Below are 14,415 nucleotides of genomic sequence, written 5' to 3'. Positions count from 1 at the left end.
CTAATTCGTGGTGGTGGTGCGCAGTGCCGGGGCGATGGCCCGCTGCGCGGCGAACAGTGCGAGCCCGATGGCCGAGCACGCCGCCCATAGCGCGGTGCGCCCGGCGTGTTCGAGCAGGGCGGTGCCGAGCAGCGGTCCCAGCACGGCGCCGAGGCTCCACGTGGTGGCGGCGACGCCCATGTATCGGCCGCGCAGGTCGGCCGGCGCGAGGTCGGCGAAGGTGGCGCCGAACTTGACGGAGACACCGATCTGGCCGAGGGTCCACACGAGGATCGCCCCGGCGTGTCCGGTCCCGCTGTGCGCGACAGCGCCGAGTCCGCCGCCGATGCCGACCAGCAGCATCGAGACGGCCAGAACCGACGCTGTGTCGCGGCCGTCGAGCAGCCGGACCGCGATCGGTTGGACGACGACGATCACGATCCCGTTCAGGGCGAGCACCGCACCGAATGTCCCTGGACCGTGGCCGTCGCCCGCCATGAGGAGCGGGAGCGTCGAGAACGCCTGCAGGAACAGGGTGAAGTAGACGACGTGGATCGCCGCCATGACGAGCATCAGCGGGTCGCGCAGGAGGACCGGTAGCAGCGCTCGCCGGGTCGCTTCCGGCGTCGACGGACGGGTCTCGGGGACGTGTCGCCACACGATCAGCGCCGCGAGGACCGAGGCCGCCGCGTTGATCCAGAACAGGATGCCGTATCCCTGTCGAACCAGGACCCCCGCGGCCACGGTCGAGACCGTGAAGCCGAGATTGGCCGCCCAGAAGAGCAGACCGAAGGCGCGGACCCGCTCCTGTGCGGGCAGATCCGCCACGACAGCCGACCCCACCGGGCGAAACAGCTCCGCCATCAGCCCGACACCGACGGCCGCCGCGCAGATCCCCGGCATCGTTTCCGCCGAGCCGAGCGCGATCAGCGCGATGGCTGTGCCGAGGAACCCGACGAGCATGGTGTGGCGCCGGCCGATCCGATCCGCTAGCCAGCCGCCCAACAGCTGCGACCCGATGTCTCCGACGCCGACCGCGGCGACCACCGCACCGGCCGTCGCCGGCGAGAGATCGCGCTCCTGGGTCAGATAGAGCACCAGAAACGACCGCGCCACCCCGCCGGCCCGACTTACGAAGTGCGTCGCCGTGAGCGCCCACACCAGGCTCGATTGCCTCGCCCGAGACGGTCGCGGTTCGATCGCCAGTGCGGCTGTTGCCAGGGCGCCGTTGGTTGTCATGTCACCGACGCTAGATCCACAGTCGCATCGTGAAAAGCGATTGTTTACGTTCGTTTTGATCGCCTTAGACGATACTCTGTTTCGCAGACCTATGTGGACGGACGGGCCGGGCCGTCGCGGAGTACGCCTCGCACCTCGTCGAGCGACACCGTTTCCGGATCGAGCTCCGCCAGCCACCATGTGGCGCCCACCGCCACGTAGGGCGCCACATCGGTACCGGGAGGGAGGGCGACAGCGATGTCGTATTGGGTCGCCTTCTGCTGACGGAGGCCGGTGATGGTGGTGACGACCTCGGCGAGCTGGTCCGGGTGTTCGAGGTTGACCGGGAAGAAACCATCGTGCCGAGCGGCACGGCGCAACGGTTTGACGTTGCCGGGAAATCCCGCGGCCCATACCGGCACGCCGGGGCGCTGCACGGGTCTGGGAAGGAAGGAGATGCCGTCGACGGTGTAATGCCGGCCGTGATGATGCACCGGCTCGCCGGACCACGCGGCGGCGAGAATCTCCAGTGATTCGTCGAGCATCTCGCCCCGCCGCCGATCATCGAGCTCCTCGCCGGTCGCAGACAATTCACCGGCGAAGCGATCGCTGCCGAGGCCGACGCCGAGCGTGAGGCGGCCGCCGCTGAGCCGGTCCAGCGTGGCGGTTTCCTTGGCGAGCTTTGCCGGCCGGCGCCGGGCAAGGGGTGTGATCATGGGTCCGAACCGGAGGCGTTCGGTGGCGGTGGCGATCGCGGCCAGCGTGATCCACGGGTCGGCCACCTGCTGGACCGGCGCCCGCCAGCGCAGGTGGTCCCACACGAACATGGCGTGCCAGCCGGCCTCCTCCGCCTCGGCGGCCAGGCGCGCCACCACTACCGGATCGGCGAGATCATTGAAGAGCGGCAGCCAGAGCGCCGATTGAATTTTCATGATCACCACGCTAGGCCAAACAGCTCATTGTCGAAAGCGATACTTTTCGATCAAATCAATCGTTATTTGTTATGTTGTGACGCATGGCCGACGTGGAGCTGCGCCACCTGAAAACCATGGTGGCCATCGCCGAAGAAGGAACGTTCGGGAAGGCGGCGGGTCGGCTCGGCTACACCCAATCGTCGGTAAGCCAACAGGTCGCCGCGCTGGAAAAGGCCGTCGGTGGCGCCGTCTTCGACCGGCCTGGAGGTCCCAGGCAGGTGCGCATCACGCCCCTCGGCGAGGTGGTCCTGGCCCACGGACGCGACCTGCTCGCGAAAGCGGAAGCGCTGGGCGAGGCGGTCGATCGCTTCCGGGCCGGCAACGGCCGGATCGACATCGGCACGTTCCAGGGCGCGACCAGGTTGATCCTGCCGACCGTCGTACGCCGCCTGCTCGACGAGCATCCCGGCTGCGACATCAGGCTCTTCGAGGTGGGGCCGGACGATCCGCGAATCGGAGAGCTCGACCTGCTGTTCCACTACAGCCGGATCGACGGCGATGTCGAACACGTCGAACTGCTCGACGAGCCGTACCTCTTGGTGGCGGGCGCCGGCGCATTCCACAATGGACCGGTACGGGTCAGGTCGCTCGACGACGCACCGATGGTCGCCTGGCCCGCCAACTATCACCAACGATGGTTGGAGCGTGCGCTCGCCAGCAACGGCGCGCGGCCACGGATCGTATTCCGCACCACCGGCCACGAAACCATCGTGTCGATGGTGCGGGCGGGCATCGGCTCCGCGGTGCTGCCATGGCTCGCCCTCCAGGGATCCGAAGCCTGGTCGGACGACCAGCTCAGCGTCCACCAGCTGCGACCATCACCCACCACCACGTGGTACCTGTACTGGCCAGCCGGACGCACCCAATCACCGCTCGCGGCCCGAGCCGTCGACATCGCCATCGAAACCGCCAACGAGCTGGCAACACAGATCGGGGGCCAGCAGGCGCCGGTATCCTGACGCGCGTGACCGGAGGAGTCGATGCGGGAATGACGGCAGGGCGGCCAATGCCCACACAGGACGACGTGCTCGGATACTTCGACACGCTGTCGAACTGGGGACGGTGGGGCGACGACGACGAGCTCGGGACCCTGAACCACATCACCGACGACGTCCGGCTGGGGGCGGCGCAGGCCGTGCGCCACGGCAGGAGCGTGTCGTGCGCGTGGGAGGTCGCCGTGCCGAAAGACATGGAACGGTCGACGACGACCTGCCCGTGCGCCGCCGACATGCCGGGTGCCGAGAACATGCCGGTGGCCGCGTTTCACGCCGATCGGCGCTGGGGCTTTTCGTCCGAGCGGCTCGGCATCACGTTTCACGGCAACACCATCACCCACCTCGACTCGCCGTGCCACATCTACTGGGACGGCACGATGTACAACGGGCGGTCACACTCGTTGGTCGACGCCGAAACGGGATCGGCGTGGGCCGCGGTCACGGCGGCGGCAAGCGGGATCCTCACGCGCGGCGTCCTGCTGGACATCGCGAAGGTGCGCGATGTGCCGTGGTTGGAACCGGGGCAGGGTGTGTTTCCCGCCGATCTGGAGGAAGCCGAGCGTCGCCAGGGTGTGCGGGTGCGAGCCGGCGACGCGGTACTCCTGCGAACCGGCTACGGCCGCGTCCGGCACGAGGCCGGTGAGGCCGGCGGTTTCACGCAGGCCGGCTGGCACGCGTCCTGCCTGCCGTGGCTGCATGAACGGCAGGTCGCGCTGATCGGCGCCGACACCCCTCAGGACGTCCAGCCGTCTGGGTACGACGACGTGTTGATGCCGGTGCACGCCGTGAGCCTCGTCGCGATGGGTCTGTGGATGCTCGACAACTGCGACCTGGAGGCGTGCGCGGCGACGGCTGCCGAGCTCGGCCAGTGGGACTTCCAGCTCGCGGTCGCGCCGGTCCGCTTCGCCGGTACGTCCGGCAGCCCGGTCAACCCGATCGCCACATTCTGACCGCAGCACGCGTTAGGCCGTTCCTCGCCGAGGCGTTGCTGCTCTCGGGCGTCCGAGCCAGCGATGCGCAGCCGGGGCAGGTAGCCGATATGGGCCGCCTGGGACGCGATCACGGTCGCGGCGGTGACCATCGCACCTTCCGGAACACCTCCCGCACGTCCTGGTTGCCAGGGCAAAGAGCACCAGTGCCGGCAGTCGAAGAGGTCGCGTACCTGCTCCTACTCCGACTCGGCGCCGTGGTCGGCGACGTCGCCGCCAACAAGCTGTGGAAGGTCCACAAATGGTGGCCTGTGTTCGTTGCGATGCCGCGGATGATCCATCGGCTATCGAACGAGGATCTCGGCCTGCTCGGCCACCACATCGCAATGCGACCGAGCGGCCCGGTTCTGGTGCAGTACTGGCGAAGCGCCGACCATTTGCAGCGGTTCGCCCGTGACTCGCTGCTGCCGCACCTGGCCGCTTGGCGGATGTTCAACCGCAGGGTCGGCTACACCGGCGACGTCGGCTTCTGGCACGAGACCTTCGTCGTGCAGGCGGGCGGGCCGCACCGGGATCAGTTCACGTCGACGGTCACCCGCCAAGGCAGTACCGGCGCGCCGCACGGGATCTCGGGCGGGCAGACGTCCCGGTACGAGGCTAGGCCGCCGCGGCCAGGCTGGGCAGCCCGGTATGCGGCCGCGGTCGTGCCGGGCGGCGGGGGCGCCGGCAGCGGCAGTGCGACCAGGACGTCGCCGCTGGCTTGGACTGGAGTCCACCAGTTGTACGGGTTGGGGTATCGCACCGGGTCGACGGAGAGCGTGACGTACAGCCGTTGCCACCGACGCAGGCAGATGGTGCGCCCGTTGTCGGCCTGCCCGAGCTGGATCGGCCGGCCGGTCGCATCGGTAGGCACGCAGCCGGTCGGTGCCACTGGGTCGGCGGGAGCCGCCGAGCTGGCCGGCGCCGGGGCGGCGGCCAGCGACGCGGCGACGATCACGGCGGTGAAAAGGGTTCTCGCGCGCACAAAACCTCCTCCAGAGCAACCAACATATCCGCCGGAGTCTATCTTTCGACGCACATCTCTTGAAGGGCCGAAGGGGCAGGATCCGGTCAACCCTTCACGGCATTCCTTGTCGTATACCGTCCTGGTGCTTTTATGGCGTTCGTCGTTACGACGTACGTGGCAACGGCGACCACCAGGCCGCGTGCCCCTATCCAGTATGCAAGCAATGCCGCGACCCCATCCGACGCATTCTCATGCCGCGAGGCGTGCGTCTGTTTGCCCGCAGTGCCGCATACAGGTCACGTGTGACGGTTACTGAAGTGACGATGTGGAACTCGGTCGCCGCCGCGACCGGCCCGGGGCATGATCGGCCGGTGACGAGTCCAGCGGCGTTCACGATCGACGACAACCGGCACGGCGGCTTCTACGAACTCGCGATCGAGGTCGGTGACACCAACAACGATCGCGTCGACCGTGCTCTTCCGGCCCTCTGGCGCGCCGCGCAGGTCCGCGGAATGCTATGGCAGCCGTGAACGGGAACCGCACGATCTGTGCGCCGCGGTGGACCTCCGGCTCGGGCTAATCGGATTCGAAGTCTCCGGCGAGACGTACGCCAAGGATCTCGACGGCGACCCGGCACCTCCGCGCGCTGTCGGCTATCTAATCCCGGATACCGGTGGCCTTCGGTACCTGCCGGCGACGCGCTGAATGGCTGGTTCTGCGAATCGCCTCCGCAAGCCGCTTGGGGGCGTCCGCCTAACGAGCGCCGACAGGCGCACTCTCATAGCCACGAGCAAAGCTAGTCGATCAGGTGCCCCGCGACGCCTCAGACGTGCCAGGCCGGGGCACCAGGACCACCACCGCAGTCTCGGACGACCGCCGCGCAGCGTAGCCATCCAGGTTCTTATCGATCTCACGCCAGCGGGCCCACAGCCGCGACCGTTCGTCGCCTGTCGCAGCATGACCACGCACCGACCGCGGCCCGTCGACCAGGTCAACGGTTGCGTCCGGGTGCGCCTGCAGATTGAGCCACCAGGCCGGCTCGGGCTCCCCCCACCCATTCATCGCCAGCGAGACCAGATTCGCGCCGTCCTCGAAGTACCCGAGGATCACGCTGCGCTGCTGGCCGGTGCGACGCCCGACGGTGGTCAGGCGCAGCATTCCGTACCGGTTGGCGTGCGGACGCGACAGTCCGACCCGGCCGCCGGAACGCCGGACCACGCCCCGATGAGCCGACCAGAATAGCCGAATGAACCAACGGGGCGGCAACCACGGCTTCTTGGCAGGGCGCAGGTCCGACTCGGTCACCCCTCCATCGTATTGGCCGCTGTCACGCACGAACGGCAGCCAGCCGCAGGCCGGCAGCGCCGAACGGTCCGCTGACAGCCGGCCCGCCCACCCGATCAAGGCTTCGGTGATGACAACGTTCTGCCCTGCGCTGACGGCATTCGTGTATGGCCACGGTTTGGCAAGTCGATACGGGATGTGGAGTTGTTGCAGTACACGTGGATTTCGTCGGCTGGGCGGGCCGCTGCTCGTCGCTCCGCAATCAGCGATCTCGCTGTGAGGCAGGCGCTTGTTTCTGGGCGACGAGCCGGCGATGACGACGTACCTGCCCTCGGACCGGCTGTTCCTGCGTTGGGCAGCGGCGTACCAGGAAGACGACCTGGTGAGTTGGACGGCCGACGGCCGGCCCGACGTCGCCCAGGGACGACCTCGTGTCGATCACGGTGACCAAGCTGTTCCGGAACTGGCGCAAGGTGCGCGCGGGACGCATACGCCCAGCGGGTGCTCAGCCGGACCTGGCTGGACGAGCAGAAGCGCGCGTCCCGCCGGGATTCGAGCCAGGCGGAGCCGCCGCACCTGGGGTGGTCGGTGCCGGATCGGATCACCGATCGGGAGTCGCTCATGCGGCTGCTCAAGGTGCTGGGCCCACGGCAGCGCGCCGTGCTGGTGCTGCGCTTCTACCTGGATTTCTCCGTCGAGGAGACCGCGGAGATTCTCCAGATCACGGTCGGCACGGTGGACACCCGGTTCGCGCTCGTGGCGGACAGTGCGGAGTCCATCGAGGCGACCGCGCGGCGACTCAGCGAGAGCCTGGACGCGGCGCTGAGGGAGGCGGCGCCCGGCGCTGAATGGATCTTCGAGCCGAGAATCCCAGGCGAGACCGGGCCGGACGGCCAACCGATGACGATGTCGCACAAGGAGTGTCGGTTGATTCGCCGACCGCGCGGGCGCATCGGCATGCCGCTGGCGCGCGGAAAAGGGATCTGCAAGCCGAACCGCCCGGCCGTGTGCGGACCGAGCCGGACGTCACGCGTTGGGTCATTCCCGTGGCGGGCCGACCACGAAGCCTTATCTGGGCTGTGAGCAGGGCCTGATCTTCCCCCGGTAGCGTGGCGACGCCGCAGCCCCGCTTTGACACAGGGTACGGTGCCCAGGTGCAGCGTCGCGTGCCCGATACCCTGCCCCGCACCCTCGACGAAGTCGGCGGGTGGTATCGCCGGACCGACCAACTGGTCATGGATTGGCTGCTGGGCTATCAGGAGAGCGCCGGGGTCACCGGCGACCTACTGGAGATGGGGGCGTACCTCGGCAAGAGCGCCATCCTGATCGGCCGTCATCGCCGGCCTGGCGAACGGTTTGTGGTGTGCGACCTCTTCGGCGAGGAGCCACCGACGGCGGAGAACCGCAGGACTGCCCAGTTCTACACCAAGAACCTGACCAGGGCGGCGTTCGAATTCAACTACGCCGCCTTCCACTCCGAGTCGCCCGAGGTGCTCCAGGCGCCGACGTCGGAGCTACCCGAGCACGTGAAACCCGGCACCTGTCGGTTTGTCCACGTGGACGCGTGCCATCTCTACAACGTCGTCCGGGAGGACGTTCAGATTGCCCGTTCGGTGTTGATCGACGACGGCATCGTTGTGTTCGACGACATTCGCAGCGCGCACACCCCCGGCGTCCCAGCGGCCGTCTGGCCAGAGGTCGCCACCGGCGGGCTCCGGCTGATCTGTCTCACTCCCAACAAGCTCTATGCGACCTGGGGGGACGCCAAGCCCATCCAGGACGCCATGCTCAAGTGGCTGCGGGCCCAGCCGGCGTCAAAGAGCGAAGTGCAGCAGGTGACCGGAGAGCGCCTGATCCGGGTATCGGACTGGACGACACCGCCGCCGTGTCCGGTGCCGCCGAACGGCCCGCCGCCCGCCAGGTCCCTCAGGGTCACGCCGCGCGCCAAGCGGATCGTGGTCGATCTGCTTCCGCCCATCTTGACCCGCACGATCAAACGAGCGCGCGCGGCCGCGCAGAATCGTCGCACGGCCAGTTGAATCCGCCCCGTCCAAGGTGACCCTGCGGACCAGGGATCAGCCGACCGTTTCAGATCCTCTTACGGGCGCCGTGCTTCCTCGCAGTCATCGGCGGAATGTGTGTCACTAACCGATACCACCCGCAGCCCCGAAGAATCCTCCACCAAAAGGCCAGCAGCAGGCCGTATTAGTACCGATCTACTATGGACCTTGTCGCGGCGTGAGGGTGACATGATCGAGCCGACTTCGTGCCACCGACGGCGGGAACGCGCCCAGTCGCGACGAGTTCGCCCGGCCGGCCATCACACGGTCAGCAGGTCAGCGTAATTGGACGCCAGATGAAGTGGCTGTTTAGGGAACCGTTGCTTCTGCGAGTCGTGCACCGGACGCATCGTCGGTCGCGAGTCGGCCCGTAGAACCCTCACGGGAGTGGTTGGTGGATTGTGGGTGCTCCCTGGGTGCTCGGATGCCAGCGACCCTGGGCGGACTCCGCGCCTAGAGTCTGGATTTTGGCCCTGAGCGCCTGTCGACTCGGAGACTACACTGGGCAACGACCGCTCTGACCTGGCGATACTCCGGCCCATCTGACTGGGAATGGCAGGCGAGAACCTAGACGTGCTTGGCTTACGTTTGGTAGCGGGGCCGAAAGGCAACCCCCGCGGATTAAAAGTCCGCAACATCCCACCGCAGCGTAACGACGTGGCGCTCTCGAGCATGGACGCAAGGCGATGCCGCCACTGCGGCTCCCCTGCCGCGGCGTCGTGCCGAGGGTGGCCGCGAGCACCCGCTCGGCGAAAGCGTCGGCAGGCAGGCCGGGGGTCGGGGCGGTCAGCAGGTCGAAGTGGCGGCCGGCCGGCTCGAGCGTCGTGGCCATCGTGAACTCCTTCGTTGTCGATCACACCACCCTGGCGATTTCGATCGCAGGGATGCCGTCGGACAACTGCAGCCTCGGTGGCCGATGTGGCCCACCGTGCGGAACCGGCGGGACCGTCGAGGTTTCACGCCGCTGCGGGCTCTCCAGTCGCTGGCGAGCCTGCAGCGGCAGCGCGCCCTGTTTCGGAACAAGCCCTACGGTCGCTCATCAACCAGCGTTGGGATGCGGTTGCTCAACGGCCTCTTCACCGACTCGGCGCAGGCTCCGCGGTGGTTTGATGGTGAGTCTGCCGGGTCAGGCGCGGGCCTCGATGACCAGGTTGGTCATCGTCGACGCGGCGACCTGCGCGGAGGTGAAGCCGGCGTCGCGGAACGCTTGGGTGAGACGGGCTGGGCCGGCTTGGGCGCCGAACGCCGCGCCGCCGTCGGAGACGCTGTGTGGGACACACAGCGCCGAACTGCCGACGTAGAACACGGGGGCGATCGGGTTGGCCAGATTCGCCTCGAGCGTATCCTCGGCATACGGCTCGATCGCCACGACCCGGCCACCAGGCGCCAGCACGCTGCGGGCGTGCGCTAGGGCGCCGACGGGGTCGCCGAAGTCGTGAACCGCGTCGAAGAACAGGACGAGGTCGTAGGTGCCGTCATACCCTGTCGCGTCACCGACGAGGAACTCCACGCGGTCGGAGACACCGGCCTCCGCCGCCGCAGCGACAGCCTGCCGGATCGAGTCCTGGTGGTAGTCGACGCCGGTGAACGTGGAGTTCGGGAACGCCTCCGCCAACAGGATGGTCGGGACGCCCAGACCGCAGCCGACGTCGAGGACGCGGATGCCGGTCTCAAGCTGCTCGATCAAACCGTCCACCGCGGAGAACCACTCGCTGAGCATCGAGTTGCGGTACATCGTTCCGTAGAAGCGGGCGACGGCGGTGAACAGGCGGGGGTCGTGCTCGTGCCAGCCGAGCCCTTCGCCGGTCGTGTAGACGTTCGCGAGCTTGTCGCTGGCGGCCCACACCGCGGCGATGAGTTCGAAGCCGGACATCAGCGCAGTGGGGCTCTCCTCCTCGGCTAGGCAGGAGGCCGCTTCGGGCGAGAGGGTGAACGTGTTCGCGGCGGCGTTGTAGGTCACGTAGCCGTTGGCGGCCTGGGCCGCCAGCCACTCCTGGAGGTATCGCGGAGCGACGCCGGCGTGCTCGGCGAGCTGGGCCACGGTGGTCGTGCCTAGCGTCGCGAGTGATCGCCAGATCCCCAGCCGGTCGCCGAGGTAGACAAGGATCGCGTTGTACGCTGCCGCCTGGTCGCCGGCGACCTTGCCGGCGAACTCCTCGAGCCTGCCGGAGTCCAGGACGGGTGCGTCGAGCTGTGCAGTCATGATGCGTTGTTGCCTTTCGTCGGGGCGCCAGGTTGCGCTGTTGAGGAGTGTGGAGGAGCCCGATCCCACGGCCCTGTCCTTGCGGTGACAGCGCCGTGACAGGTGTTGCCGGGATCATCGTGGCCATGGAACACCTGGGAACGGTCCTGATGATTTGGGCTCATCCGGACGACGAGACCTATCTGGCCGGCGGGCTGTCGGCGGCGCTGACGGACGCCGGTCACCGTGTCGTGTGCGTGACCGCTACCCGCGGCGCTGCCGGCGGTGACGCAGACGTGCGCAGCACCGAGTTGGAGGCCGCCCTGACGGTGCTCGGAGTGACCGAGCACCACTGGCTGGAGTACGACGATGGCGCCTGCGCCTCGGTCGACCCGGCCGAGGCCGCAACCCGATTGGGCCGTCTGCTCGACCATGTCCGGCCCGACACGGTGGTCACCTTCGGCCAGGACGGCTTCACGGGCCACCCCGACCACCGGGCGGTGAACGGGTGGACCGACCTGGCCATCCTCGGCGCCCGCGAGACACCGCTGCTGCTGCATTCGGTCGCGCGGCCCCAGCCGCTCGACGCGGACCTGGACGAGAACTTCAACGTCTTCGAACTCGGTCGTCCACGGGTGTGCGCTGACGATGAGCTCGCGTTGCTGCTGGAGCTTGACGGCGAGCTCTTGGACCGCAAGGTCGAGGCACTACTCCGCCAGTGGTCACAGACCGGCGGCCTTGTCGAGGCGGTGGGGCTGGATCGCTTCCGGACCTGGGTGTCACAAGAAGCCTTCGCCGCGCCGCTGCAAACCGCGTGACTGCGCGCCCGCGCTGCGGCACAGTGCGGGAATGGACCGATCCCGGCTCCCGCTACGCGTTGACCTCCTCGGTCCGCTCGCCGTCATGGTCGAGGGCCGAACCGTCGACGTCCCCGGTAGCCGGCGGCGAGCCCTGCTGGCGCTGCTCGCTCTCGAGGCCGGGCGGACGGTGGGGGTCCAGCGGCTGATCGAAGCGTTGTGGCCCGACGACCCGCCCGACAACGCGGTGCAGGCGCTCTACAACCACATCTCCCGTGTGCGCGGTCATCTCGGTCTGTTGGCAGGGCGGCTGGAACGGCGAGCCAACGGCTACCGCCTCCACCTGGAGCCGTGGGAGCTCGATGTCGATGCCGTACAACGCCTCGCTCCCGACGACCCCGGGGCGGCGCTGTCGCTGTGGCGCGGGCCCGCCTTGGAGGAGTTCCGCTCGCTGCCCGAGTTGGAGAGTGAGTCGGTCCGACTCGGCGAGCTGAAGCTGGAGCTGGTCGACGAGTTCCTGGAGCGACGCCTGGCAACAGGTGAGCATGTCGCCGCGGACGCTGCGGCCGCGGCAACGGCCGCGCCGCTGCGTGAGCGGACCGCGTTCCTACAGATCCGCGCGCTGGCGGCCGAGGGCCGCGCAGCGGAGGCGATGACGGCGGCCCAGGCGTTTCGCCGCCGGCTGGTCCACGAGACTGGGCTGGATCCGACGCCCGCACTGGCCGAGCTGGAGAAACGGGTCGCGGCCGGGACCCTCGGGCGACAGGTGCTCGCCGCGCGTGTCGCGAGACCGATCGGTCCAATGATCGGTCGACAGCATGAGCGCGAGGAGGTACTTCGACTGCTCGCCGATCACGCGGTGGTGATTCTCACTGGCGCGGGCGGGGTCGGCAAGACCCGGTTGGGGCTCGACATCGCGGCCGACGCCGACGAGGCGGTGGTCGTACCACTGGCCGTGGTCGACCGGGCCGAACACGTCTGCCAGGCGGTGGCGTCCACGCTCGGGCTGCGGATGACCGGCGAGGTCCACCCGGCCGACATCGCGGCCGCTCTGGCGGACCGGTCGCTCTTCCTCCTGCTGGACAACTGTGAACACGTCGCAGCCGCCTGTCGCGATCTGGTGGTCGCCATCAGCCGTTCGTCGCCGGGCGTGCGCGTGCTGGCCACCTCACGCGTGACCCTGCAGGTGCCGGGGGAGTACGTCGTGCGGCTGCAGACACTCCCGGTGCCTCACGATGCGGCCGACCTCGACGCGTTACGTCGCAGGCCGAGCGTGCGCGCCTTCGTGGAGCACGCTCGGCGGCGCCGGCCGTCCTATGAACTGGCCGCCGAGGAAGCGGCCGATCTTGTCGAGATCCTGCAACGCCTAGACGGCCTGCCGCTCGGCATCGAGCTGGCAGCCAGACAGGTGGGACTGATGCCGATGCGCGATGTGCTCACCCGCCTGGACCGGGCCCTCGACCTCGCGACCGGGCTCGAGGGCCCGGAGGCCCAGCGACAGCGGACCTTGCGGGCGACGATCGCGTCGTCCTACCGCCTGCTCACACCCGACCAGCAGTGGCTCCTGCGCGCGATCGCGCCCTTCGCAGGTGGGGTGGACGTCCCCACGGTCGAAGCACTGAGCGTCGGGCTGCGCGACGACCCCGTGGACCTGTTGCACCGGCTCGTGGACGCGTCGCTGCTGGTCGCGGATCCCGTCGCGGGTCGCTACCGGCTGTTGTTCACGGTCCGCGCTTTCCTTCACGACGAGATCGATCTCCTCGCCGAGCGCGACGAAGCCTCCGCGCGGTTCGTGTCCCGGTGCCGCGTCGTAGCCGAGGAGATCGGCACCCGGATGCCGGGGGCGGAAGAAGCGCGCGTCGATCGGAGGCTGCGGGCCGAGCTGGACAACCTGCGCGCCGCGCGCGACCTGGCATCCTTCGACGACCGGGTGGCGATCACACTCGGCGTGAACCAGGTAGCCACGTGGCGCGACCTACCCGAAATCTGGTCCTGGGCCACGGAGCTCGCCGCCGACTCGACGCTCGTCGGTCACCCCTCTCACCCGGCCATACTCGCCGCCGCGGCAGAAGCCGCGCGTCTCACGGGCGAGCTGGACGAGGCCGAACGGCTCGCCCGCGAGGCGATCGACGCGGGCGACGAAATCCGCGGTTGGAGCGTGCTCGGGGTCGTCGCGCACTTCCGCGGTGACTTCGGCGCGGCTCGCCAGGACTGGCTGCAGGCCGCCGCGACACCCAGCCCCGACGAGGCGACGTTCGTCGGCTCCGCCGCGCTCGCCGCAGCGTACGACGGCGATCGTGCATCGGCCCGTTCGCTGCTCGACCGGGCGCGGGTGACCTCCCGGTGCGGATCGCACCGCGCCTTCGTCGCCTACGTCGAGGGTGAACTGCTGCCATCGAGGCAGGCGATCGCGTGCTACTCGGCCGCCATCCGGGAAGCCATCTCGGTCGGCTGCAGCTTCATCGAGGGGGTGGCCCGGGTATCCCTGGCGTCGGCACAGGCACGGACCGGGGACGTGGCGGGTGCGGCCAACGGCTTCGCCTACCTCATTGAGTTCTGGCGGCGCACCGGGCAGACGACCCAACTGTGGACCACCGCCCGCAACGCAGCCGAGCTGCTCGCCTCAGCCGGCCGCCCGTCAACCGCGGCCCTGCTACTGATCGTTGCCGACGCCATCCCCGGGGCCGCTGCCGTCAGCCCGGAGATCGCCCGACACAGCGCGCGATCGTTCGTGCGCGTGGAAGATATCGTGGACAAGGACGAGCTGCAGCACGTGCGCAACGAAGCGGCAAAACTGGGCGGGCCGGCGGTCCTCGACCGCGCGGTGACCGAGCTCGGTGAGCTGGCGTCCCGACATTCGTCGGTCAGCTGATTCCGACACCCGCGGATTGCGAACGGAGCCGCGGGATAGAGGAACAAACCCATAGCTGGTCGCTGCGCCGGGCGACGACTGGAAGCCCACCTCGCCCGCCGCCGCCCAGATCGCACACG

At 68.8% G+C, this 14,415-nt stretch carries 12 protein-coding genes and 1 pseudogene; 8 read left to right on the top strand and 5 right to left on the bottom strand.

What is annotated here, in order from left to right; translation table 11 throughout:
• Entirely contained in the window at positions 1-1,218 is a 1,218-nt protein-coding gene (locus QMG73_RS25610; protein WP_281899773.1) for an MFS transporter, read from the bottom strand.
• Between the two features lie 89 nt (positions 1,219-1,307).
• On the bottom strand, positions 1,308-2,129 hold the full coding sequence (locus QMG73_RS25605) for an LLM class flavin-dependent oxidoreductase (RefSeq protein ID WP_281899771.1): 822 nt from the start codon (positions 2,127-2,129) through the stop codon (positions 1,308-1,310).
• 83 nt (positions 2,130-2,212) lie between these two features.
• On the opposite strand from QMG73_RS25605, the gene QMG73_RS25600 reads away from it, so the two are divergent.
• The 3 genes and pseudogenes from QMG73_RS25600 to QMG73_RS46460 all read left to right on the top strand — a co-directional run.
• Positions 2,213-3,130, top strand: a complete 918-nt coding sequence (locus tag QMG73_RS25600) for a LysR family transcriptional regulator (RefSeq protein WP_281899769.1) — start codon at positions 2,213-2,215, stop codon at positions 3,128-3,130.
• 47 nt (positions 3,131-3,177) lie between these two features.
• A complete protein-coding gene (locus QMG73_RS25595; RefSeq protein ID WP_281899767.1) occupies positions 3,178-4,116 on the top strand; it encodes a cyclase family protein in 939 nt (312 codons plus the stop codon).
• 89 nt (positions 4,117-4,205) lie between these two features.
• Positions 4,206-4,643: pseudogene (locus QMG73_RS46460) on the top strand (monooxygenase family protein); the annotation flags it as partial.
• A 26-nt stretch (positions 4,644-4,669) separates the two neighbouring features.
• Here the strand turns inward: QMG73_RS46460 and QMG73_RS25590 are convergent.
• A complete protein-coding gene (locus QMG73_RS25590; protein WP_281899765.1) occupies positions 4,670-5,119 on the bottom strand; it encodes a hypothetical protein in 450 nt (149 codons plus the stop codon).
• Positions 5,120-5,403: 284 nt separating this feature from the next.
• On the opposite strand from QMG73_RS25590, the gene QMG73_RS25585 reads away from it, so the two are divergent.
• The gene (locus QMG73_RS25585) at positions 5,404-5,631 is read left to right on the top strand and encodes a hypothetical protein (RefSeq protein ID WP_281899763.1); all 228 of its coding nucleotides are present in this window, start codon (positions 5,404-5,406) and stop codon (positions 5,629-5,631) included.
• 274 nt (positions 5,632-5,905) lie between these two features.
• On the opposite strand, the gene QMG73_RS25580 is transcribed toward QMG73_RS25585, so the two are convergent.
• A complete protein-coding gene (locus QMG73_RS25580; protein ID WP_281899762.1) occupies positions 5,906-6,406 on the bottom strand; it encodes a nitroreductase/quinone reductase family protein in 501 nt (166 codons plus the stop codon).
• Between the two features lie 480 nt (positions 6,407-6,886).
• Between QMG73_RS25580 and QMG73_RS46455 the strand changes: the two genes are divergently transcribed.
• Together QMG73_RS46455 and QMG73_RS25565 are read left to right on the top strand one after the other, a co-directional pair.
• Positions 6,887-7,468: an RNA polymerase sigma factor gene (locus tag QMG73_RS46455; protein ID WP_407676858.1), complete on the top strand. Its 582-nt coding sequence runs from the start codon at positions 6,887-6,889 to the stop codon at positions 7,466-7,468.
• A gap of 71 nt (positions 7,469-7,539) precedes the next feature.
• A complete protein-coding gene (locus QMG73_RS25565) occupies positions 7,540-8,424 on the top strand; it encodes a class I SAM-dependent methyltransferase (RefSeq protein ID WP_281899760.1) in 885 nt (294 codons plus the stop codon).
• A 1,147-nt stretch (positions 8,425-9,571) separates the two neighbouring features.
• Here the strand turns inward: QMG73_RS25565 and QMG73_RS25560 are convergent.
• Positions 9,572-10,648, bottom strand: coding sequence for a class I SAM-dependent methyltransferase (locus tag QMG73_RS25560; protein WP_281899759.1), 1,077 nt, complete (start codon positions 10,646-10,648; stop codon positions 9,572-9,574).
• A gap of 125 nt (positions 10,649-10,773) precedes the next feature.
• On the opposite strand from QMG73_RS25560, the gene QMG73_RS25555 reads away from it, so the two are divergent.
• Both QMG73_RS25555 and QMG73_RS25550 read left to right on the top strand, forming a co-directional pair.
• Entirely contained in the window at positions 10,774-11,445 is a 672-nt protein-coding gene (locus QMG73_RS25555) for a PIG-L deacetylase family protein (protein ID WP_281899757.1), read from the top strand.
• Between the two features lie 31 nt (positions 11,446-11,476).
• A complete protein-coding gene (locus tag QMG73_RS25550; RefSeq protein ID WP_281899755.1) occupies positions 11,477-14,296 on the top strand; it encodes a BTAD domain-containing putative transcriptional regulator in 2,820 nt (939 codons plus the stop codon).
• The last annotated feature ends 119 nt before the right edge of the window (positions 14,297-14,415 follow it).

Source organism: Phytohabitans aurantiacus, assembly GCF_027923225.1.
Classification (GTDB): Bacteria; Actinomycetota; Actinomycetes; order Mycobacteriales; family Micromonosporaceae; genus Phytohabitans; species Phytohabitans aurantiacus.
The sequence above is the reverse complement of the archived record's forward strand: the minus strand, read 5'-3'. Positions and strand labels throughout refer to the sequence as shown.

Coding starts and splice junctions, on each gene's coding strand:
- QMG73_RS25610 (WP_281899773.1), bottom strand. CDS start 1,218: ATGACAACCAACGGCGCCCTGGCAACAGCCGCACTGGCGATCGAACCG.
- QMG73_RS25605 (WP_281899771.1), bottom strand. CDS start 2,129: ATGAAAATTCAATCGGCGCTCTGGCTGCCGCTCTTCAATGATCTCGCC.
- QMG73_RS25600 (WP_281899769.1), top strand. CDS start 2,213: ATGGCCGACGTGGAGCTGCGCCACCTGAAAACCATGGTGGCCATCGCC.
- QMG73_RS25595 (WP_281899767.1), top strand. CDS start 3,178: ATGCCCACACAGGACGACGTGCTCGGATACTTCGACACGCTGTCGAAC.
- QMG73_RS25560 (WP_281899759.1), bottom strand. CDS start 10,648: ATGACTGCACAGCTCGACGCACCCGTCCTGGACTCCGGCAGGCTCGAG.
- QMG73_RS25555 (WP_281899757.1), top strand. CDS start 10,774: ATGGAACACCTGGGAACGGTCCTGATGATTTGGGCTCATCCGGACGAC.
- QMG73_RS25550 (WP_281899755.1), top strand. CDS start 11,477: ATGGACCGATCCCGGCTCCCGCTACGCGTTGACCTCCTCGGTCCGCTC.